This is a genomic window from Cypionkella sinensis (assembly GCF_042646385.1).
Classification (GTDB): Bacteria; Pseudomonadota; Alphaproteobacteria; order Rhodobacterales; family Rhodobacteraceae; genus Cypionkella; species Cypionkella sinensis.
Map to the genome: position 1 here is coordinate 2,860,070 of NZ_JBHRTO010000001.1, position 21,511 is coordinate 2,881,580.

At 59.8% G+C, this 21,511-nt stretch carries 22 protein-coding genes; 13 read left to right on the top strand and 9 right to left on the bottom strand.

Annotation, left to right across the window (positions count from 1 at the left end):
* Positions 1 to 35: 35 nt before the first annotated feature.
* From ACFOGH_RS14175 to ACFOGH_RS14190, 4 genes are read left to right on the top strand one after another with little or no spacing between them, the layout of a single operon-like run.
* Positions 36 to 860 (top strand): ATP-binding cassette domain-containing protein, encoded by an 825-nt coding sequence (locus tag ACFOGH_RS14175; protein ID WP_380073725.1) that lies wholly within the window; start codon positions 36 to 38, stop codon positions 858 to 860.
* Positions 857 to 2,086 carry a sugar ABC transporter permease gene (locus ACFOGH_RS14180; protein ID WP_380073726.1) on the top strand — a complete coding sequence of 410 codons (1,230 nt, stop codon included), beginning with the start codon at positions 857 to 859 and terminating at the stop codon, positions 2,084 to 2,086. The genes ACFOGH_RS14175 and ACFOGH_RS14180 overlap by 4 nt, the downstream gene beginning before the upstream one ends.
* A gap of 56 nt (positions 2,087 to 2,142) precedes the next feature.
* Positions 2,143 to 2,871, top strand: coding sequence for an SDR family oxidoreductase (locus ACFOGH_RS14185; RefSeq protein WP_380073727.1), 729 nt, complete (start codon positions 2,143 to 2,145; stop codon positions 2,869 to 2,871).
* 3 nt (positions 2,872 to 2,874) lie between these two features.
* Entirely contained in the window at positions 2,875 to 4,479 is a 1,605-nt protein-coding gene (locus ACFOGH_RS14190) for an FGGY-family carbohydrate kinase (RefSeq protein WP_380073728.1), read from the top strand.
* A gap of 33 nt (positions 4,480 to 4,512) precedes the next feature.
* On the opposite strand, the gene ACFOGH_RS14195 is transcribed toward ACFOGH_RS14190, so the two are convergent.
* On the bottom strand, positions 4,513 to 5,694 hold the full coding sequence (locus ACFOGH_RS14195) for a calcium-binding protein (protein ID WP_380073729.1): 1,182 nt from the start codon (positions 5,692 to 5,694) through the stop codon (positions 4,513 to 4,515).
* Positions 5,695 to 5,997: 303 nt separating this feature from the next.
* On the opposite strand from ACFOGH_RS14195, the gene ACFOGH_RS14200 reads away from it, so the two are divergent.
* From ACFOGH_RS14200 to ACFOGH_RS14230, 7 genes are all read left to right on the top strand, one after another.
* The gene (locus tag ACFOGH_RS14200; RefSeq protein ID WP_380073730.1) at positions 5,998 to 6,612 is read left to right on the top strand and encodes a ribonuclease D; all 615 of its coding nucleotides are present in this window, start codon (positions 5,998 to 6,000) and stop codon (positions 6,610 to 6,612) included.
* Positions 6,593 to 7,555 (top strand): KpsF/GutQ family sugar-phosphate isomerase, encoded by a 963-nt coding sequence (locus tag ACFOGH_RS14205; protein WP_380073731.1) that lies wholly within the window; start codon positions 6,593 to 6,595, stop codon positions 7,553 to 7,555. Before ACFOGH_RS14200 ends, ACFOGH_RS14205 begins: the two co-directional genes overlap by 20 nt.
* The gene (locus tag ACFOGH_RS14210; protein ID WP_380073732.1) at positions 7,555 to 8,157 is read left to right on the top strand and encodes a hypothetical protein; all 603 of its coding nucleotides are present in this window, start codon (positions 7,555 to 7,557) and stop codon (positions 8,155 to 8,157) included. Before ACFOGH_RS14205 ends, ACFOGH_RS14210 begins: the two co-directional genes overlap by 1 nt.
* Before the next feature lie 12 nt (positions 8,158 to 8,169).
* Entirely contained in the window at positions 8,170 to 8,658 is a 489-nt protein-coding gene (locus ACFOGH_RS14215) for an LptA/OstA family protein (protein ID WP_380073733.1), read from the top strand.
* Positions 8,658 to 9,410, top strand: coding sequence for an LPS export ABC transporter ATP-binding protein (gene lptB / locus ACFOGH_RS14220; protein ID WP_380073734.1), 753 nt, complete (start codon positions 8,658 to 8,660; stop codon positions 9,408 to 9,410). Before ACFOGH_RS14215 ends, lptB begins: the two co-directional genes overlap by 1 nt.
* Before the next feature lie 224 nt (positions 9,411 to 9,634).
* Positions 9,635 to 10,210, top strand: a complete 576-nt coding sequence (gene hpf, locus ACFOGH_RS14225; RefSeq protein ID WP_380073736.1) for a ribosome hibernation-promoting factor, HPF/YfiA family — start codon at positions 9,635 to 9,637, stop codon at positions 10,208 to 10,210.
* A 33-nt stretch (positions 10,211 to 10,243) separates the two neighbouring features.
* A complete protein-coding gene (locus ACFOGH_RS14230; RefSeq protein WP_380073737.1) occupies positions 10,244 to 10,711 on the top strand; it encodes a PTS sugar transporter subunit IIA in 468 nt (155 codons plus the stop codon).
* Here ACFOGH_RS14230 and ACFOGH_RS14235 read toward each other — a convergent pair.
* From ACFOGH_RS14235 to cysQ, 8 genes are all read right to left on the bottom strand, one after another.
* The gene (locus ACFOGH_RS14235) at positions 10,708 to 12,102 is read right to left on the bottom strand and encodes a nodulation protein NodH (RefSeq protein WP_380073738.1); all 1,395 of its coding nucleotides are present in this window, start codon (positions 12,100 to 12,102) and stop codon (positions 10,708 to 10,710) included. The genes ACFOGH_RS14230 and ACFOGH_RS14235 overlap by 4 nt on opposite strands.
* A gap of 1 nt (position 12,103) precedes the next feature.
* A complete protein-coding gene (locus ACFOGH_RS14240) occupies positions 12,104 to 13,801 on the bottom strand; it encodes a DUF5927 domain-containing protein (RefSeq protein WP_380073739.1) in 1,698 nt (565 codons plus the stop codon).
* Positions 13,798 to 14,787: a glycosyltransferase family 2 protein gene (locus tag ACFOGH_RS14245; RefSeq protein ID WP_380073740.1), complete on the bottom strand. Its 990-nt coding sequence runs from the start codon at positions 14,785 to 14,787 to the stop codon at positions 13,798 to 13,800. The genes ACFOGH_RS14240 and ACFOGH_RS14245 overlap by 4 nt, the downstream gene beginning before the upstream one ends.
* Before the next feature lie 63 nt (positions 14,788 to 14,850).
* Positions 14,851 to 15,981 (bottom strand): glycosyltransferase family 4 protein, encoded by a 1,131-nt coding sequence (locus ACFOGH_RS14250; RefSeq protein ID WP_380073741.1) that lies wholly within the window; start codon positions 15,979 to 15,981, stop codon positions 14,851 to 14,853.
* Positions 15,982 to 16,020: 39 nt separating this feature from the next.
* The gene (gene galU, locus ACFOGH_RS14255; RefSeq protein ID WP_380073742.1) at positions 16,021 to 16,914 is read right to left on the bottom strand and encodes a UTP--glucose-1-phosphate uridylyltransferase GalU; all 894 of its coding nucleotides are present in this window, start codon (positions 16,912 to 16,914) and stop codon (positions 16,021 to 16,023) included.
* A 173-nt stretch (positions 16,915 to 17,087) separates the two neighbouring features.
* Positions 17,088 to 18,287: a glycosyltransferase family 2 protein gene (locus tag ACFOGH_RS14260; RefSeq protein WP_380073743.1), complete on the bottom strand. Its 1,200-nt coding sequence runs from the start codon at positions 18,285 to 18,287 to the stop codon at positions 17,088 to 17,090.
* Positions 18,284 to 19,072, bottom strand: a complete 789-nt coding sequence (locus ACFOGH_RS14265) for a 3-deoxy-manno-octulosonate cytidylyltransferase (protein WP_380073744.1) — start codon at positions 19,070 to 19,072, stop codon at positions 18,284 to 18,286. Before ACFOGH_RS14265 ends, ACFOGH_RS14260 begins: the two co-directional genes overlap by 4 nt.
* Positions 19,069 to 19,863 carry a 3'(2'),5'-bisphosphate nucleotidase CysQ gene (gene cysQ / locus ACFOGH_RS14270; RefSeq protein WP_380073745.1) on the bottom strand — a complete coding sequence of 265 codons (795 nt, stop codon included), beginning with the start codon at positions 19,861 to 19,863 and terminating at the stop codon, positions 19,069 to 19,071. The genes ACFOGH_RS14265 and cysQ overlap by 4 nt, the downstream gene beginning before the upstream one ends.
* Before the next feature lie 136 nt (positions 19,864 to 19,999).
* Here cysQ and ACFOGH_RS14275 point away from each other — a divergent pair, with 136 nt between their 5' ends.
* Together ACFOGH_RS14275 and ACFOGH_RS14280 are read left to right on the top strand one after the other, a co-directional pair.
* Positions 20,000 to 20,821, top strand: coding sequence for an ABC transporter permease (locus tag ACFOGH_RS14275; RefSeq protein WP_380073746.1), 822 nt, complete (start codon positions 20,000 to 20,002; stop codon positions 20,819 to 20,821).
* The gene (locus tag ACFOGH_RS14280) at positions 20,818 to 21,444 is read left to right on the top strand and encodes a peptide-binding protein (protein ID WP_380073747.1); all 627 of its coding nucleotides are present in this window, start codon (positions 20,818 to 20,820) and stop codon (positions 21,442 to 21,444) included. The genes ACFOGH_RS14275 and ACFOGH_RS14280 overlap by 4 nt, the downstream gene beginning before the upstream one ends.
* The last annotated feature ends 67 nt before the right edge of the window (positions 21,445 to 21,511 follow it).

Below are 21,511 nucleotides of genomic sequence, written 5' to 3' on the forward strand. Positions count from 1 at the left end.
CCAGACGGTTCCTTCAGTTCTGCAAAGGAGCCGCCATGTCGGACCAATCCCAGACCCGCATATCCAAGACTCGCAAAGAACCGGGCGAGGTGTTGCTTTCACTGCGTGGTATTTCCAAGAATTTCGGCGCGGTCTCGGCGCTGACAGATATTGAACTTGACGTGCGCGCGGGCGAGGTCGTGGCCTTGGTCGGCGACAACGGTGCGGGCAAATCCACCTTGGTCAAGGTGCTGGCAGGGGTGCATCAGCCGACCTCGGGCAGCATTGAGTTTCAGGGCAAACCCGTATCGATGAACAGCCCCTCCGCCGCGCTGCAATTGGGCATCGCGACGGTGTTTCAGGATCTGGCGCTGTGCGAAAATCTGGATGTGGTGGCGAATATCTTTTTGGGGCAAGAGTTGAACCCGTTGCGGCTGGACGAAGTCGCGATGGAGGTGCGCGCCTGGACCCTGCTGAATGAACTCGCCGCCCGCATCCCTTCGGTGCGCGAACCGATTGCCTCGCTTTCGGGTGGTCAACGGCAGACGGTGGCGATTGCACGCTCGCTGCTGCTGAACCCCAAGATCATCATGCTGGACGAACCCACGGCGGCACTGGGCGTGGCGCAGACGGCCGAGGTTTTGAACCTGATTGAGCGCGTGCGCGACAAGGGTTTGGGCGTGATCGTGATCAGTCACAACATGGAAGACGTGCGCGCCGTGGCTGACCGCATCGTGGTGCTGCGGCTGGGGCGCAACAATGGCGTGTTCACGCCGGATGCCAGCAATCAAGAACTTGTGGGCGCGATTACCGGCGCCACCGACAACGCCGTATCCCGCCGCGCCGAGCGGTTGCGTGAAGCCGCAGGAGAACAAGCATGAGCCAGCAATTAGACCGCGCCGATGCACGCGTGACCCATGCCAGCGGGCTTTCCGGCACGATCAAAGCCTTCATGGATCGGGTGAAATCTGGCGATCTGGGGTCTTTGCCCGTGGTGGTGGGTTTGGCGATCATCTGGACGGTGTTTACCGCGCTGAACCCGATTTTCCTGTCGCCGAATAACCTTGTGAACCTGCTGTTCGATTGCTCGACCACCGGAGTCATAGCACTTGGCATCGTCTGTGTGCTGATGCTGGGCGAAATTGATCTTTCGGTCGGCTCGATGAGCGGGGTCGGCTCTGCCATGATCGGGGTGATCTGGGTCAATCAGGGCGTGCCGTTACCCGTGGCCATCGGCACGGCTGTTGCTTTGGGTGCGCTGATCGGGGCGGTGTATGCCACGTTGCGCAATCGGCTGGGGATGCCGAGCTTCGTCTCAACCCTGTCAGGGCTGCTCGCGTTACTGGGCCTGCAGCTATATATGCTCGGCGCGACGGGGTCGATCAACCTGCCCTATGGGTCGAAAATGGTCGAGTTCGGCCAGTTGATGATCCTGCCCGCTTGGCTGTCCTACAGCCTTGCGGTGATACCGGGGATTGTCATGCTGGTGGTGGGGCGTTCGACCAATGCGCGGCGGCGCGCGGCCAATCTTTCAGCGGGGTCGTCCACCGCACTGGTGATCAAGGCAGCCCTGACTACTGTGGCGCTGGTGGCGATCGTCGCATACCTGTCCTTAGGTCGCGGTGTGCCGTGGATGTTTGCGCTGTTCGTCGCACTGGTGTTGGCGATGAACTACGCGCTGACCCGCACGCAATGGGGCCGCTCGATGAAAGCCGTGGGCGGCAATGCCGAAGCGGCGCGGCGCGCAGGCATCAATGTGCGCGGCATCTATATCAGCGCCTTCATGCTGTGTTCGGCACTGGCCGCGCTGGGGGGTGTGTTGTCGGCAGCACGCTTGGCATCGTCCAGCCAACAGGCCGGAACGGGCGATGTGAACCTGAACGCCATCGCAGCGGCGGTGATCGGTGGCACCAGTCTGTTCGGTGGTCGGGGGTCGGCGTTTTCGGCGCTGCTCGGGATCATCGTGATCCAGTCGATTGCCAACGGCCTGACGCTTTTGAACCTGAACTCGTCCTTTCGCTACATGATCACCGGGGCCGTGCTGGCCATTGCAGTGATCGTTGACAGCCTTGCCCGCCAAAGCCGCGCCTCGCACGGCCGGGGCTAAATGGCGCTCATTGGGCCGGGCATCTGTCCGGCCTGACATCTTCAAGGAATGAAACCATGTCGAGTGAATTGAACGGAAAAGTCGCGGCTGTCACCGGGGCGGCCTCGGGGATCGGGCTGGAATGTGCGCGGTCCATGCTGCAAGCGGGCGCGAAAGTGGTGCTGATTGACAGGGCTGAGGACAAGCTGGCCGCGCTTTGTGCCGAGCTTGGCCCCAATGCCATCCCCCTGGTGATTGATCTGACCAGCCCCACCAGTGTCGCCAGCATGATGCCGCAAATCCTTGCCAAGGCCGGACAGTTGGACATCTTCCATGCCAATGCCGGGGCCTATGTCGGCGGTGATGTGGTAAACGGCGACCCGGATGTGTGGGACCGCATGCTGAACCTGAACATCAACGCCTCGTTCCGCGCGATCCAATCCGTGCTGCCGCATATGACCGAACGCCAAACCGGCGATATCATCATGACCTCGTCTATCGCGGGCATTGTGCCAGTGGTGTGGGAGCCGATCTACACCGCATCTAAATTCGCGGTGCAGGCCTTTGTGCATACGGTCCGGCGGCAGATTGCCAAGCACGGCATCAGGATCGGCGCGGTTTGCCCCGGCCCGGTGGTAACTGCTTTGCTGGATGATTGGCCGAAGGCGAAGATGGACGAGGCCTTGGCGAATGGCAGCCTGATGATGCCGAAGGAAGTCGCCGATGCGGTCTTGTTCATGCTGACGCGCCCGCGCAATGTGACGATCCGGGATCTGGTGATCCTGCCCAATTCGGTGGACCTGTAGACCATGTATCTGATCGGCATTGACGTAGGCACGGGCAGCGCGCGCGCCGGGGTATTCGACGCGCAGGGCGCGATGCTGGCCTCGGCCAAGGCCGATGTGACGATGTGGCGCGAGGCGGGCGCCATTGTCGAGCAATCCTCGGATCAGATCTGGGATGCTGTCTGCCAATCGGTGAAGGCCGCAGTTGCTGCATCGGGGATTGATCCGGCGCAGGTGGGCGGGATCGGCTTTGATGCCACCTGTTCGCTTGTCGTGCTGGGCGCGGGCGGGGTTCCGTTGGCGGTGGGGCCTTCGGAAGACCCGGCGCGCAACATCATCGTCTGGATGGATCACCGCGCGGTGGCGCAGGCCGAGCGGATCAATGCCATGGGCCACCAGGTCCTGAAATACGTGGGCGGCGTAATCTCACCCGAGATGGAGACGCCGAAGCTGTTGTGGCTGCGCGAGAACCGCCCCGCGATTTTCAACGCCGCCACGGATTTCTTTGACCTCGCAGATTTCCTGACGTGGAAAGCCAGCGGCAGTCGCGCGCGGTCTACGTGCACCGTCACTTGCAAATGGACCTATCTGGCGCATCAGGCGCGCTGGGATGCGGGCTATTTCCAGCAGATCGGTTTGGGTGTGTTGGCCGATGAAGGCTTTTCCCGCATCGGCACCGAGATGGTCGAACCCGGCACGGCATTGGCGGATGGGCTGACCACGCAAGCCGCGCTTGACCTTGGCCTGCCTGCAGGAATCCAGGTCGCCGCCGGACTGATCGACGCCCATGCGGGTGGGGTCGGCACGGTGGGGGCGATGGGGGCGGATGCGACCGATAATATGGCCTATGTCTTTGGCACCTCGTCCTGCACGATGACCACCACGGCAGCGCCGCAGTTTGTGCCTGGTGTCTGGGGCCCATATTTCTCGGCCATGGTGCCGGGGATGTGGTTGAACGAGGGCGGGCAATCAGCGGCAGGTGCCGCCATCGACCATCTGCTGAAACTGCACCCTGCGCATGCCGAGGCTGCCGCCGCCGCCAAAGCTGCGGGCCAACCGCTGGCGGTTTGTCTGGCCAATCAGGCGTTGGAGCGGGTCAGCACCGCCTCGGATGCAGTTGATCTGGCGGGTGGGGTGCATGTGGTGCCAGAATTCCTCGGCAACCGCGCGCCCTTCGCCGACCCGCATGCCCGCGCACTGATTGCGGGCCTGGGCATGGATGAGGATCTGACAAGCCTTGTGCAGCTTTACATCGCGGGGCTGTGTGGCATCGGCTACGGATTGCGCCAGATCATCGACACCCAAGCGGCGCATGGCGCGCCGATCCAGCGAGTGATGATCAGCGGCGGCGCTGGCCAACATGATCTGGTGCGGCAGGTCTTGGCGGACAGCACGGGCGTTGCCGTGGTGGCAACCGAGGCGGATGAGCCTGTTCTGCTTGGCTCGGCGATTCTGGCGGCGGTTGCGGCGGGGCAGTATGCAACGATCCCGCAGGCTATGGCGGCGATGTCGCGGCTGAAACAGGATTTTCCGCCCAGCACGGGGCGGCACAACCGTGTTCACGCGGCGCGATACGAGGCTTTCAAGGCCCTGCAAGCCACTGCGCGTCTGGTGCGCTCGGCATCGTAGAACGGCCGTTTTTAGGGCCGTTTTTCTTGTGAACTACAGGATAAAGTCCGAGGCGGTCAGCGCCAGATTTCCGGTCAGCACGATACGGAAATCCGCCACGCCATCGCCATTCACATCGCCCAGAACAAACGTATCTGCGCCACTGGTCTGAAGCCGCAGCTGGCCCGCGACATTCGTGAAAGCGCCCGCGACGAACGTGAAAGCGTCATTGGCGGGCGTGGTGGATCGAGCGTCAATGACGGAAAGGTCGATCTTGTCTTCGCCAATGCGGAAATCGCTGATCCGGTCGGACAGCGCATTGTTGGCGCTGTCGCTGATTTTCTGGAAAACGAATACATCTTCATAGCTGCCCGTCGTTCCAACATCGCCGGTCAACACATCACGTCCCGCGCCGCCAAAAAGGCTGTCTGCGCCGGTCGCGCCCACCATCACATCATTGCCGATGCCGCCTGACAGAAGATCGTTGCCACTTCCAGACGACAGCGTGTCATTGCCACTGTCTCCGAACACCCTGTCATCGCCTGCGCCGCCAAACGGCTTGTCAGATCCCGAGTCGCCGTTCAGACGGTTGTCCCCACCGTTGCCCAGAATTGTGTTGGCCAATGCGTTGCCGGTGCCGTTGATATCGCCCGCGCCAAGCAGCGTCAGATTATCAAAATTGTCGCCCAATTCAAAACTGACGGTGGATTTCACCAGATCAACGCCCAGCCCGACACCCTCGGACAGATCAAAACTGGTTCCGTCAACGATGAATGTATCATTGCCGTCACCGCCATAATCCGTCCCGTCAATCTGCGCCCCACGCAGATCGACAACGTCATTGCCGCTCGACAGATCAAGAAAACCAAGCACGCTGCCGCCACCGCCATAGAAACGGTCGTCACCAGAGTCCAAATTGATATCACCAGTGATGTGGCCTGAGTTTGTCAGCACATCTGCGCCACCGCCAAGTGCAACCGCGAACCCGGCTGTGGTGAAAATTTCACCGCGATTGGCCAGCACGTCCGCGAAAGAACTCGATGTGATCCCCGCGTCTTGCCCGTAGAGATAGCCATAATTGGTCAGCGCAAGCTGAGAACCCGCCGACACAATCGCCCCACCAGAAATGCTGCCCGTTGACAGGATGTTTACCGTCAAAGGATCGGTGGTGCCGAACTGGAAGATGCCGTAATAGCCCAGACTTGAGAAGATCGAGCCCGCAAGATTGATCGTCACAGCACCAATATTGGCGTCGATGCCGACGGCATAGCTGTTTTCCGACTCAAGAAATGTTGGGGCAGTGATCAGGTAATTGCGCCCGCAGAAATCGTCAGTGCGCAGGTGTTTCCGGCTGATACAGAAACACTGGTTGAAATAACTGGCATTTATCGCTCAGTTAAAAGGGGTTCTGAGAACCGTTCAATGCACTGACATTGCGCCCCACCGCCCAGTTCTGTCAATCGACGCGGCGCTGGTTGAGTTTGCGGGGCTTTGCGCCTATCACCGTGGCAACCAAAGACATTGCAAAAGGCGGCATCCGTGGCCATTCATCTTTACCAGAACGACCTGCCCGCAGGGCTGAAACTTGGCCCGATTGTGGCGATTGACACCGAAACCATGGGCCTGAATCCGATGCGCGATAGGCTGTGTCTGGTGCAACTGTCGTCGGGCGATGGCAATGCGCATCTGGTGCAGATCGCGCGCGGTCAGAAATCGGCCCCGAACCTTGAAGCTTTGCTGACCGACCCTGCGGTGATCAAGTTGTTCCACTTTGGCCGCTTTGACATTGCCGCGATGAAGCAGGCGTTTGGCGTCACGACAGCGCCGGTCTGGTGCACCAAGATTGCCGCCAAGCTGATCCGCACCTTCACCGACCGCCACGGGCTGAAATATCTGCTGAACGAACTGGTGGGCGTCGATGTCTCCAAGCAGCAGCAGACCTCGGATTGGGGATCGGCGGTGCTGACCGATGCGCAAAAGGAATATGCAGCATCAGACGTGCTGTATCTGCACAAGCTGATGAAGGCGCTCGAGGCTATTCTGATCCGCGAAGACCGTCTGGATCTGGCCCAGCGTTGCTTTGATTTCCTGCCCACCCGCGCCGAATTGGATCTTCTGGGATGGGACGAGCCGAATGACCTCTTCCACCACTGATCTGCTGACTACGGGCAAACGCGTTATCCGGCGCGAGGCCGAGGCTTTGATGATCCTAGCCGATCATCTGGAGCCTTCCTTTGCGCAGGCGGCAGAGCTGATCCTGGCGGCAACCGGCAGGGTGATCGTCTCGGGCATGGGGAAATCCGGCCATGTCGCGCGCAAGATCGCGGCAACACTGGCCAGCACCGGCACGCCCGCACATTTCGTGCATCCCGGCGAGGCCAGCCATGGCGATCTGGGGATGCTGACCAAGGGCGATGTGGCACTGGTCTTGTCAAACTCGGGCGAGACGGTGGAACTGGCCGATATCATCGCCCACACCCGCCGTTTCGGAATCCCGTTGATTGCCGTCGCTTCACGGGCCGATAGCACGCTGGTGCGGCAATCGGATGCAGCGATTCTGTTGCCCGAAGCCCCCGAAGCCTGTGAAACCGGCATCGTGCCAACAACTTCAACCACGATGATGTTGGCTTTGGGCGATGCGTTGGCGGTGGCCCTGATGGAACACCGCGCCTTTACACCCGAACATTTCCGCATGTTCCATCCGGGTGGGAAACTGGGCGCGAAACTGCTGAAGGTGCGCGATCTGATGCACGCCGATCTGCCGCTGATAGATGCCACAGCGCCGATGACCGAGGCTTTGCTGGTGATCAGCCAAAAGGGCTTTGGCGTGGTGGGCGTCACAGAGGCTGGCGCGCTGGCGGGCATCATCACCGATGGCGACTTGCGGCGTCACATGGATGGCTTGCTCAGCCTGACCGCGGGTGCGGTGATGACGCGCAATCCGCGCACTGTGGCCCCCGATGCTTTGGCCGAAGCGGCGGTGCTGGTGATGAACGAACGCAAGATCACCTGCCTGTTCGCGGTTGATCCCGCCCTGCCCGGTCAGCCGCTTGGCATAGTGCATATCCACGACTGTTTGCGCGCGGGGGTGGTCTGATGCCGATTCCGCGCCGGGATAAATGGCATTCGCGCTTGGTATCGGTGCTGAAAGTATTGCTGCCGCTGATCGCGCTGGTGCTGCTGTCGACGCTGTTTTTGTTCTCACGCAAGATCAACCCCGAAGACGCGATCCCCTATGCCTCGGTTGACGTGGAAGATCGCCTGCGCGACCCAAAAATGACCGATGCGGGCTTTGCCGGTATGACCTCGGACGGCGCCTCGCTGAGCATTCAGGCGAACGAGGCCAAGCCAACAGCGGAAGGCGGCGCCTTGAAACTGGTGCAGGGGGTTTTGCAAACCCCAGATGGTGCCAAGACAGACCTCGCATCAGGCGCGGTGGCGCTGAACTCTGCACAAAAGCTGATCGAGCTGACCGATGGGGCTGAATTGCGCGCATCGAACGGCTATGTCGTGCAAGCGCCCGGCTTCGGGGTTTCCACGGAAACGACCCGCGTTGAAAGCCGTGGCACGATCAGCGCGATTGGCCCCGGCGGGCAACTGACGGCGGATCATATGGTGCTTTCGCAGCAAGGCGCTGCCGGTCCATATCTTCTGGTTTTCAACGGTAATGTGCGGCTGCTATACCAGCCCAAGAGATAACAGGATTTTCCGATGCTTCGTCATATCGCTTGTTCCGCCGCGCTGGTATTGACCTTGGCGCAATCTGCTTTGGCCGAAGGCGCGCAAGTGGCGTTCGGTGGGCTGAAGGGTGACACGACGGCGCAGGTCGAAATGAATGCGGATACGCTGACGGTGAACCAGGCCGATGGCACAGCGGTGTTTTCCGGCAACGTGGTGGTATCGCAGGGCGCGATGAAACTGTCGGCGAATGAGGTGCGCGTGGCCTACGGTGCCGACAAGACCAGTATCGAGACGCTCTATGCTTCGGGCAATGTGCTGCTGGTGAACGCGACCGATGCCGCACAGGCCGATAACGCGGTTTATACCATTGCCAGCGGTGAGGTGGTGATGACCGGCAACGTGCTGCTGACCCAAGGGCAGGCCGCCATGTCGGCGGGCAAACTGGTGATTGATCTGAAAACTGGCCTTGGTCGCATGGAGGGCCGGGTGAAAACGACCTTCGTGCCGGGGAAGAAGTGATGCCAGACCTGACCGTCACCCACGGGGACGCGGGCCTGTCGATCCGCCACATCCGCAAAAGCTACAAACGCCGCCCGGTGATCCGCGATGTCTCGCTGCATCTGAACCGGGGCGAAGTGGTGGCTTTGCTCGGGCCAAACGGCTGCGGCAAGACCACCACCTTTTACACCATCGCAGGCTTGGTTACGCCCGAAAGCGGCCAAGTGGTGATTGATGGCCGCGATGTCACCAGCTTGCCGATGTATCGCCGCGCGCAACTGGGTATCGGCTATCTGCCGCAAGAGGTCTCGATCTTTCGCGGCCTGTCGGTGGAGGATAACATCCTTGCCGTGCTGGAAATCCGCGAGAAAGATCACCACAAGCGGCGCGAACGGCTGGAAGAACTGCTGTCCGAGTTTTCGATCACCCACCTGCGCCGCGCCCCTGCACTGGCGCTGTCGGGTGGTGAACGCCGCCGAGTCGAAATCGCGCGCTGTCTGGCGGCTGATCCGAAATATCTGCTGCTGGATGAACCCTTCGCAGGGGTGGACCCGATCGCTGTGGGGGAAATCCGCCACCTTGTTCACGATCTGAAATCGCGCGGCATCGGCGTGCTGATCACCGACCACAACGTGCGTGAAACGCTCGAGATCGTCGACCGTGCCTACATCCTGCACGACGGCGGCGTGCTGAAAACCGGCACCACAGAGGAAATCGTCAAAGACGAAATGGTGCGTCGCGTCTATCTGGGTGAGAATTTCCGCATCATCTAGCGCAAGTTTGACAATGGCGTGACAGCCCTGTTGACAAGTGCCCCCACGCATCCCCAAATGTTAAGGATGCGAGCCCATTGCGCCTTGCCCAACCAGACAGAAGCGGCCACCAAAAGGCCCCGCGACCTGTGGCGATTGGGTTCGTTAACGTCCTGTAAATCAAAGAGTGTCAACCCTTCCGTGTCTTGCGGAAGTCTATGACGCTATGCGCTAAAGGAGGCATCATGCGCTACCAGATCAGTGGAAAACAAATCGACATCGGCGAGGCTTTGCAGACCCATGTGAAGTCCGAATTGGGCGAGGTGGTTGAGAAATATGCTCAGCGCCCGACCGAAGCCGTCATCGTTTTTTCCAAATCCGCGCATGAGTTCGTTTGCGAATCGGTAATCCATCTGTCCACCGGGCTGAACGCCCAAGCCAAGGGTCACGCGACCGAGATTTACGCTGCCTTCGAATCCTGCCGCGAAAAGATGGACAAGCAGTTGCGGCGTTACAAACGGCGCATCCGCAACCACCATCACAACCGTCCGGCCCCTGTTGAATTCGGCGGCGCTGCGTCCTATATCCTCGCTCCAACCGAAGAGCCGGAAGACGACGACAACGGCGTTCCGCAACCGATCATCATTGCCGAGATGGAAGCCAAGATTCCGTCGATCACCGTGGGTGAGGCCGTGATGCAACTGGAGCTGAGCAGTCAGAAGTTTCTGGTGTTTCGCAATGAAGGACATGCGGGCGTGAATGTCGTATACCGTCGGGATGACGGGAATATCGGCTGGATTGACCCGCGCAACACCAAGTAACGCAGCTTTGGTTGCGGAAGGACGAGACGCCGGATGGATCTTTCTAAATTGCTGATACCGGGGGCTGTCCGGGTTCTTGGCCAACTCACCAGTAAAAAACGCCTCTTCCAGGAATTGGGAGAGGTGACATTTCAGGCCTATGGTCTGTCATCGGCCATCGTGGTGGATGGCTTGCAGGAGCGTGAAAGCCTGGGGCCCACCGGGGTCGGCAACGGCATCGCCCTGCCCCACGCGCGGCTTGAGGATATCGACAAGATTTTCGGCGTCTTCATCCGGCTGGAAAAGTCTTTGGACTACGAAAGCGTTGATCGCCAGCCGGTCGATCTGGTGTTCGGCCTGTTCGCACCAAAGGATTCCGGAGTCGAGCATCTGAAGGCGCTGGCGCAAGTGTCGCGCACCATGCGCGATCCGGGTATCTGCGCCAAACTGCGCGCGAACAATGATCCCGACAAACTTTATGCGATCCTGACCGAAGCCCGCACGCCGCAGGTTGCGGCCTAGGCCCAGTTTCTAAAACCAAAGCCCTCGTAATCGCGCCAGTAAGCCTCGCGCGCGGCGGCCTCGATATCGGCGCCGTAAAGGTCTGACAGTGCATAAGGCTGCTTGTCGGCAACGAGGGGCAGCGGCTTGGCTTCAATGCCCAGATCAGCGCTCAGATACGCCAGCCCATCGGCAAGCCTATCCTCACGAATCAACAGATCGGGGCTCTGCACCTGCGCAAACCCTTGGATCAGCGCCCCCTGCGAGGCGATCTGCGGCATCACCCGCAATTCGGTCCGCCCCGCCAGAACATGCTTGATCAACTCCAGAAACACCAGAAACCCTGCGCGGAATTCCTCAGCGGTTTCAAACGGTTTGCCCTTTGGCGGCAGATGAAACTTATGCACCCGCTTTAGATAGGGGCGCAGCTCTGGCATCCATTCCTTCGCCGCATAATCACACCACGCGGTATAGGCACGGGCAAGGGGATGGCGCAGCACCGTGAAACTGCGCTGACCGGGATGCGCCGCCTTCCATTTGCGCAAGGATTGGCGATCAAAGGCGGGCAACAGCGGACCATAACTTTGCAGCCATTTCTTCACCTGCGTATCCGGCCCGCATTTGATCGGCATAAACAACAGATCAGCCTGCTCTGACGCGATATACTGCGCCACAGCGGCCAGCCGGCGCGGCTCAAAATTCGGCACATGGCTTTGATTGAACCAATCCAGCGTGGCCAAACCCTGCTGCATTTCCAAGGGGTTGGAAACCTTCGCGGAAATCGCCTCGGGGTTTTGTTTTTTGAAACGGAAATCCAGCGCCTCAAGCCGCGCGGGCACGCCCAGAAAACGGGCCAGACCGTTCAGCACATCCAGATCGCGAATGTCTTCATAATCAATGTAATACGCCGTCTGCCCCGTGGTTTGCAGCGCATGCACCAGCTTGCGCTGAAATTGTGCCAGTTGATCAATCCGCGCATTGAACTCGGCCAGATCAAAGCGCGGGCGAACGGTTTTCAGGTGTTTGGTATTGGCCAGCCACCACTGATCGCTTTCCATCGCGATCTTCCAACTTATAAAGCTTTCCAACTGGTTACGCGTCAGGATGATCTTGGCGCAGGCCGGATCAGCCATCACCAGATCAAACACCCGTGGGTCGTGATCCGAGAAATAGCGAAATCCCGCCATCCCCTTGGTCTGCGCCCGCATCGCCCGCAAAAATCCGGCAGGATCAGCATCGCGCCCGGCCATATCGATGCCGAACATCTCTTGCTTGCCCTCACCGCCGATCAGATAGGGATTGAACGCCTCGCCATGGCAAGAAACGCCCTCAAGCGTGTTCAGATTGGCCTCAAGAAAATTCGATCCGGTGCGCATTTCGGCGAAGATCACGAAAGACGTAAATGAGGCCAAATCACTTCACCAAATAGGGGCGGCCACGCCGCGAGGTCGAAGGGCGCGGATCGTCGCCCGTAGGGAAATCGCCCATCAGCACCGGCTGCATCCCCTGATTGCGCAGATTTTGCAAAAATTGCCCAAAGCCGGTCAAGTCTGCCAGCCGCGGCGCTTCGGTCAGCCGACGCATGGCGCGCGGGCTGATTTCATCGACGATGGTTTGCAAGGGCTCCATGGGATTTTCGACAAACTCGGCCAGTGACCAGGTGCGCACACGTGCCTTCACCCACGGCTTGCGCAGTTCGCCCAGAAATTCGGCCTCGATCTTTTGCAACCGCGCGGCCTCTTTGCGAATTTCGCCGAAATTGGTGTTGGAATGAAAGAGCGGAATCGCCCAAGCCCCTGAAATCACCGAGATCTGCGCGTTCGGATCGCCTGCGATAAAATTGGTCAGCACCTGGCTGTCATGCGGGCCAAACTGAAAACACTGCCGCTCTCCGCGGGTGTTCCAGATCAGATTGGTTAGAAACGAGGTGGGGTTATAGTCCCGGATGGCCGCAGAATCGCAAACCGCCCCATTATAGACCTTTTCACCCCCAGCAAATTCGATGCGATCTGGCGCGAACAAATGGCCATGCACGCGCGTTCCGGTCGCCTTGCCAAGCCAGATTTCAAAGTTTTCGAACAGGTCAGCAAAGCCTTCAAACACCGAATAGGGCGCGGCGGTGCGGCCGTTTTCCCAGTTTTCATTCGGATGCCGCGACTGCATGTAAAGCCCCGGTCGCCCTTTGGTGCGGCGTTCAACCGCCTTGGCGAACAGCCGATCAATCTTGCCGGGGTTCGGCTCTGCTGCCGCCTGACCGCCGGGATCATCCGACAGGAAGGTTTTATACAGCCGTCCGGCGTGCGGCCAGATTTTGCGGGCAACAAAGCAATCTGATCGCCGCAGCAGTTGCAGATGGTCATCGTAAAAGATGTGCGGCTTGCCCTGAAAATCGAACTTCGACAGCGTCAGAGAGCGGCTTTCCACATTGGCCGAAACCTGCCGCACCAGCGTTTGAAAATAGCTTTCATCGGGGATCCAGACACGGCGGAAGTAGCGGTCAATCTCTTCGCGTTCCGGGTTTTCCAGAATGGCCGAAAGGGTTTGCCGGGTCAGGCACCACCACTGGCTGCCAAGATGCGGCACGATGCCTGCCGGGATGCGGCGACGAAAGCCAAGGCGGCGTTGCAGGCGCACATAGCCGTCAAACAGCCGCCGCTTCTTGCGCCAACTGAAAGGAAACCGCAGCGTAAACCGTTCAACATCCAAACCGCCGATGGTCCAGCCGACGTCCTCTGTGGTGACGGATTCGATGAAATCTGTGCGCGGACGCTCGGCCAGATAGGCCACCATCTCCTCCACCGGGCGCAAGGGCAGGCAAGAACCAGAGGCGAGATACACATGCCGCACCTGTGGGAAATCGCGCAGCATGATCGTGCTGGCTTCCTGCGTCGCCGCCACGATGCCCCATGTGCCCCATTCGCAGGCATGTCGCCCCGAGAACCGGATATTATCAAGATCAATCAAGGCTTTGACCAAGCCGTCATAGGCCTTGCGCTTTACTCGGCGATCCACATGGATCACCACCGGGCAGCCGCGCACTGCCCAGTGTCGCGCGACCTGCGCTGCGCGGTCGAACGCCGTATGGCACAGCATGACGATGCCCACGCTCATGCCCAGTTGCCTTTCGACATCAGGCCGAGAATCTCCAACTGCCGCCAGTTGATGTATTTCTCGCTCCACTTGCACCACAGATCGGGCTGCGTGCTGATGCCCGCCCGATAAGCACGGTATTCGTGGCTGTTGGCATAGTGCTGCTTACGCTCCATCTCCTCCTCTGCCTTGTGGGCGAAGGTATCGAGGAACTTGGCATGCAGCAAACAACCCGAGGCCTTCTCGCCGCCCCATTCATCGTAAACTTGGTTCAACCCGCGCGGCAAAAGCATGTGGGTTGACGACACGTATGCATAGTCGCGATCCCATTTTACCAGCGGGATCTTGTTCAGCGCCGGTGCGCGTTCGGGAACATCCTGAAAGAACATCCGCAGGCGTGGGCCACCCTGTATCCACAGATTGCCGAATTTCTTGTTGCGGTGGATGATGTAATTGCCGCTGTCGAAATAGGGTGCGACCTCAAACGGGTCTTGGCCTTCGGCATAGGGGGCGGCGTCGAACGGGCCCTTGGGATACATATCCAGCAGCATCGCCGAGAACGACTTGATCGAGGACGCATCCAGCCAATCTGTCAGCGCCCGCAACGGTCTGGTGTCGCAGAACGGATAAACGAAAAACTCATCCGGATCGACGATCAGTGCCCAATGGCCATGGGCATATTTGTTTTGCAGATAGTTCAGCCAATCGACGCCAAAGCGCGCACGTTTATAGCTGTGCTTGGTTGTCCACAGCGACACATCGGGTTGCGCCTGCAGATATTCACGGCTGCCGTCATCGCTGTCATTGTCCACGATAATGAAATGATTGACGCCCAGATTCCGATAGTAGCGCAAGAAATACGGTAGCCGAACCCGCTCATTCCGCAGGGTCGAGAACAGCAGGATATGGTCGGGCGCGATCAGATTGGTGCGATCAACCACGCCACGCAACTCCCGACGCTTGCGAAAAGCGCGGATACGCCAGCGCTTACGCGCCAGCCGCAGCATATATCGAGAGAATACGCCCAATACTACACTTTCACCTTTCAGACTGCCGATGAGTCTGAACTATCACACCCTGTTTAACACAAGCTTGAAGTGGTCCGTCCAGTTTGGTGGTGCCATCTTCTTGCCGCAGCTTCGATCGGCAACGCGCAGCCGGTCGATTGTTTCCATCCAAGAATAACTGTCCGTCACATCAAGGTAAACTGCGAACTCCCCCAGAAGCTCTTGAAACACTGGAAGTTTCGCAGCAATCACGGGTGTTCCCAAGGCGGCTGCCTCTAGCGCGGGGATGCCAAAGCCTTCGGCATGGCTTGGAAAGAGTAAAGCTTGCGCACCTTGCAACAGGAAGGCGATTTGCCCATCGCTCAGGCCAGCACGCTCTTGCACCAGGGAATCAGCGGGCAGCGCATCCAGCCGCGCGAACACTTCGGCGTTGGACCAGCCCCGCCCGCCAAGGATCAGCAGGCGCGGTGGATTTTGCATCTGCGCCCACAGATCGAGCAAAAACTTGTGATTCTTCCGCGGCTCTATCGTGCCAAGGATCACAAAATAGGGCTGCGTGGGGGCGTCGGTGGCAATCGGTTGGGCGACAGGCACGCCCAGATTGGCGGTAATTCCCTCTGGCACACGGCCCAGTCGCGCCAGTTGCGCCTCGGTCTGCGCCCGCGCCGCTGCCGTGGTGTGGATCACCAGATCGGCACATTCAGACACCACCTGCATCTTGCGCCGAAACGGCTCTACCGTGTCGGGGCGAGCGAACTGCGGATGATCCAGTGGGATCACATCATGCACCAACACCACAATTTTCAAACCCGCCGCGCGTAGGCTGGCAAAGCTGCGTTGTTCGAGGTTGGCATGGCCGACGTTGAAATAGGCGCAGGGCTGCGACACGTTGCGGCGCAGCATCCGCACCAGCCCGCGTTTGGTGCAGCGTGCGATGGCCAGACGGCGCAAGGCGGCTTCTGCCCGACCGCGCGCGGGGTCACGCCGCCATGCGATACGGCCGATCATATCATTGCGGCTTAGGTCAAGCGTGCCATCACGCAGCGCAGTCATCGCATCCCGATCCATCAGCAGAAAACCCACGGCTGTCCGCACAAGGCCCCAGACCGGAGTGTCCAGTCGTAAGAACTGATCGAGATAAGCGAACTCAACCCGGTCTACCCCGGTCATCGGCCCCTTGCCCAAACGCGACATCAGCCGCGTCAGGTCAAGCAGCCGCGACGGGGCCACTGGTTACTGCGCCGCCTGTTGCAGCGCGATCATGTCATTCAGATAGGCGCTGAATTCCTCGCGCAGATCGGGGCGCGCAAGGCCGAAGGCCACGGTCGCCTGCAGAAAGCCCGCTTTCGAGCCGCAATCATAGCGTTGGCCCCGGAAGCGATAGCCATAGACCTTGCCCGCCTTGGTTTCTTCGGCAATCGCATCGGTCAACTGAATTTCGCCGCCCGCGCCCTGCTTCATTTTGTTCAGGTTGTTCAGAACCTTGGGCGTCAGTATATATCGCCCGATCACGGCAAGGTTAGACGGCGCATCCTCGGCCTTCGGCTTTTCCACCATGCCCTTGGCCTGCACGATCGCGCCCATATCCTCGGCAATATCCAGCACGCCGTAGGACGAAGCCTTGTGCGGCGGCACTTCCATCGCGGCAACCATATTGCCGCCGGTTTGCTCGTAAGCTTCCATCATCTGCTGCAAGCAGGGCTTTTCCGCCGCGATCACATCGTCGGGCAGCAGCACCGCAAAAGGCTCATCCCCGATCAGACGGCGCGCGCACCACACCGCGTGGCCCAGACCCAGCGGGCGGGTTTGGCGCAGATAGGCAATCGCGCCGCTGTCCATGTTGGTTTCCTTCAGGATCTCCAACAACTCGTCCTTGCCCGCCTTGCGCAGGGTGTTTTCCAACTCGGGCGAATGGTCAAAATAGTCCTCAAGCGCAGATTTCCCGCGCGAGGTCACAAAGATGAATTCCTTGATGCCAGCCGCACGCGCCTCATCAATCGCGTATTGGATCAAAGGCCGATCCACCAGAGTCATGATCTCTTTCGGGATGGATTTGGTGGCTGGCAGAAACCGCGTGCCCATACCGGCAACAGGAAAGACAGCTTTCGTGACTTTTTTGATCTTCATTTGCCCATTCTCTCGCGCGGCTCAGCTTTTAGCACATTTGACCATATTACAGAAACAGTCTCACGGCAATCTGTCTGAACTTTGGCCGCCTCAACGTTCATGCGGAGTATAACGTCAATTTTTCGCGTCCGTTCCGGGGAAAAATTGCCGCAACGCCGCTTTGGGCGGAATATCTATGCAATCGGGCGATAGGGGGCCAGCCGTGCCACTTCTTCGGCGACACGTTTGCGGAAAGAAATCAGCCGAAATCGAGGGCCTTGCCGAACAGATTGCCCAAAGATTCCACCGGTTTGCAGCCAATAGCCTTCGGTCTGGAAGCTGATCTTGTGCGGGCGCGCTGTGGGGGTCAGCACAAACACAGTGGTGATCTGGTCCCTACTGGCGGCGGCTTCGACCAGCAGGCGGCGGCGTTGCCAGAACCGACCCGACAAAATCCGGCCCGGCCGCGGCCCAGTGTTCAGCGGTTGAAGTGGCGGCGGGGTGGGATCCAGCGCTGCCAGAACCGAAAGCGGGCGGGCCAGCCCCTCGGCCCAGCCTTGGGTGAGGCTGGTCAGCAAAGCCAGTTCCGCTGCGGCATTGATCCGGCCAGCGCGGCGATGTTCAGCGATCCGCGCCGATTCCCGCAACGACAACGCCTTCAACGCCGCTTCTAGATCGGCAGCCGGCGCATGGCGACGCAGGAAAATCGCGGTGCTGGCCGCGATGTCATGCAGGCTCAGCGGCACGCGATTGGCGGCACGCCTGCTGCTCGCCAGATAGCCGTGATGCACCTGCGCATCCGGGATGACCGCCGTCATCCCCACCATGCGCAAATTCACATCCGCCTCATCAAGATAGAACCGATATGCCGGATCAAAGCCGCCAATCGCCAGCAGGGCATCGCGGCGAAATGCGCAGTTGGTGCCTTGGGTTTTCACCGCCCTTTGCTGGGTATTGGCGTGCAAAGTCGGTTCGGTGACAGGCAAAGGGTAATCCTGGCCGAACTGATCCACCTCGCAAGCCTGCCATTGATAGGAAATCCCGTTGCGCCCGCGGATAAACCCGGTGCTGGCCGTCACTCGCGAGTCTGCAAACGGCGCGATCAACCGCGACAGCCAGGTGGGCTCCGCCACCGCATCATCGTCGATGAACGCAACCACTGGCGCCGCAGCCATCATCAGCCCCGCATTGCGCGCGGCACTGATATTGGCCTCGTCAAACGTCACGCATTTCAGCGGCAATCCAAGCGTTTGAACCTGGTCAACCGCCTCGGGGTCAGCCACCACAATCACCTCAAAATTCGGATGATCCTGCTGGGTCAGAGCCACAATACAGCGCACCAGCGCCGCCGCGCGATGGCGGCTGACGACAATGACGCTGGCGGCGAGGGTCATGCCTGCGCTGCCAGTGCAGCCTCGATCACTGGCACGTCAGAGGGGTTGTTCAATTCCCAGAACACCCGCCCCTTGCCATCAACCTCGACACACAGCACTTGCCGACCGTTTTCCAGAAACCGCAGTTGCTCCAGACCCTCGAGCGCCTCAAGCGGACCGATGGGCCACGCCGGATAGGCGCGCAAAGCAGCATGGCGGTAGGCATAGACACCGACATGATGAAAAACCGGCGTCGGCTGATCATCGGCATAGACCTGCCCGGTGAACGGGATCACTTCTTTTGAGAAATACAGGCCCCGCATTCCCGCGCCAAAAACCGCCGTAGTGCCGCCAACCCGCCCCGCCCGCCGATCAGCCAGAAAGCCGTTCAGCGCCCGCCCGTCACAGCGCAGCACCGGCGTGGCGATGTCGGCCTCGGGTGCCGCGCGCAGGCCAGCCACCAGATCTTCGACAAACCACGCAGGCGTCAGCGGCGCGTCGCCTTGCAGGTTCACCACCACATCAAACCCCGGCAACGCCTCTGCCACCTCGGCGCAACGCTCGGTGCCGTTCTGCGCCGTGGTTGAGGTCATCACCACCTCGGCACCAAAGCTCTGCGCATGGTCGCGGATGCGCACGTCATCCGTCGCCACCACCACGCGATCAATGCCGCGCACTGCCTTCGCCGCCTGCCACGACCGCATGATCAAGGTCTTGTCGCCATCCGGGCCCTTCAGCGAAACCAAAGGCTTGCCGGGGTATCGCACGCTTTGATAGCGCGCCGGGATGACGAGAAGCACGCTCATTTCTGCAAGACCACGCCGGGCGCATAAGCGATGAAGAACGGGTTATCCCAACCCTGCTTGCCATAGGCCAGCGGAGTGTGATCATCAAATCGCACGACATGGCCGCCCGCCCCCCGCAGCACGGCATCGCCTGCGGCAGTATCCCATTCCATCGTGCGGCCAAGGCGGGGGTAAAGATCAGCCTCGCCCGTTGCCACAAGACAGAATTTCAGGCTGGAGCCTGCCGATTTCATATCCTTGACGCCATACTTGGCGATGTAATCATCCGTCGCCGCATCGCGGTGCGATTTCGACGCCACCACCATCAGCGCTGCGTTGTCGGGGGTTGAGACCGAAAGCCGCGTCACCGGGCCAGCAGTATCCTTGGCAAAACCACCCGTCTCCTCAACGGTCGAACCATCCGCCTGCGTATAGAACAGCCGCCCCTGCGCTGGGGCATAGACCACACCCCGTAGCGGCACGCCATTTTCGACATAGGCGATGTTCACGGTAAAATCGCCCCGCCGCTGCACGAACTCCTTGGTGCCGTCCAACGGGTCGACGATCAGAAAGGTCGAAGCCTGCAGCGCGTGGCTATCCGCCTGTTCTTCGGTGATCAGCACCACATCCGGGAAAGCCGCGCGCAGACCTGCCGAGATGATCGCATCGGCGGCCTCGTCGGCTTCTGTCACCGGGCTGGCATCAGATTTCGACTTCACCGCGAAATCCGGGCCATCATAAACCTGCATGATGCGGTCGCCCGCTTCCAGTGCCAGACGGCGGATGACGGGGATCAGAGTGTCAAAGTTCATAGGCTCTCCTGACAAGCGCGTCATCGCCTTGCCGTGTTGTTGATTAATTCAGACATCGCCTTTATCATCGCTTGCAAAGGGAACGGCAAGATTTCCTGCACTATAATGGGCCGCGCCCGAACATGAGGTTGCAGTAATGTTTCGCCCAGACGTCAAACGCACCAAAGTCACCAGCGGCTTCGCCATGCTGGAGCTTATCTTTCACGCAGCGGTGCGCAACGTGCGCAAGCAGCACGGCAACGCGGTGATCGGCCTGTTGATGGCGATCATCCAATCGGTGCTGATGGTTGTCATCATGGTGTTCATGTTCGATTTGCTGGGGATGCGTGGCAGCGCGTTGCGCGGCGATTTCGTGCTTTATATCATGTCGGGCGTGTTCAACTTTGCCACCCACGCCAAGACCCTGAGTGCTGTGTCAAAATCAGATGGCCCAACCTCGGCGATGATGAAGCATTCGCCGATGAACACGATTGTCTCGATTGCCTCTGCGGCGCTGGGTGCGCTTTATCTGCAAACCCTGTCCGCTGGATGCATCCTGTTCTTCTACCACACATTGTGGACTCCGATCACCATTTATGAACCCGTCCCCATGATCGGCATCTACATGCTGTCCTGGGCATCGGGCATCGGCGTGGGGATGATCTTCAAGGCCGCAACCCCTTGGCAGCCAGAGTTTTTCAGCATCGCCACCTCGATCTACGCCCGCGCCAACATGATCTTTTCGGGAAAGATGTTTCTGGCCAATTCCATGCCCTCCAGCCGCCTGCACTATTACACCTGGAACCCGCTGTTCCATTCGATTGACCAGACGCGCGGTTACATGTTTCAGAACTACCATCCGCACAACAGCTCGATCGAATACACCATCTGGGTCACGTTCACGCTGATCGTGATCGGCCTGATGGGTGAGAATTTCACCCGCAAACACGTCTCGGCCAGTTGGGGTGCCGGGCGATGAGATGGCTGGCGCTGGCGCTTGGCCTGATCTGGCCAGGCTTGGGTGCCGCGCAGGTTCTGCCCGCTTTATATGATGTGGCAGAGGTCGCTGGCGATGATGTGCTGAACATCCGTGCCATGCCGGATGCGACCACTGCGACGCTGGGCAATCTGCCACCTGACGCCAAAGCAGTCGAGGTTGTGGCGCTTAGCCCGGATGGCAAATGGGCACAGGTGAACGCGGGCGAAAACACAGGTTGGGTCGCGCTGCGTTTCCTGCACAAACAAGACCGGCCCGACTGGTTCGCATTGCAGTATAGTCTGGAATGTTCGGGGACAGAGCCATTCTGGACTTTGTTCATTGATCCGCTGACCAAATCCGCCCACATCAACACCCCTGAAGAAGAGGGGCCAGAACTCGATATCCTCGGCCACTGGCCCGGAACCGCCGCCCAGCCCACCGCTGCCGTGCAATTCGCCAGCGACGGCACCAATGGAATCGCCGTGCTGCGCGGGCAGGCGTGTTCTGACGGCATGTCGGATCAGAAATTCGGCATCAGCCTTGATCTGTTTCAGCAGGCAAGTCCCGAAAAACCGGGCCAAACCCTGCATGGCTGCTGCCATTTGGCCCCCTGGGCGCCCTGAATCCGCGCACTTGCGCCAAACGCTGCAATTTTTCCGATCATTCCATCAGATTTACCCCCCATGCAGC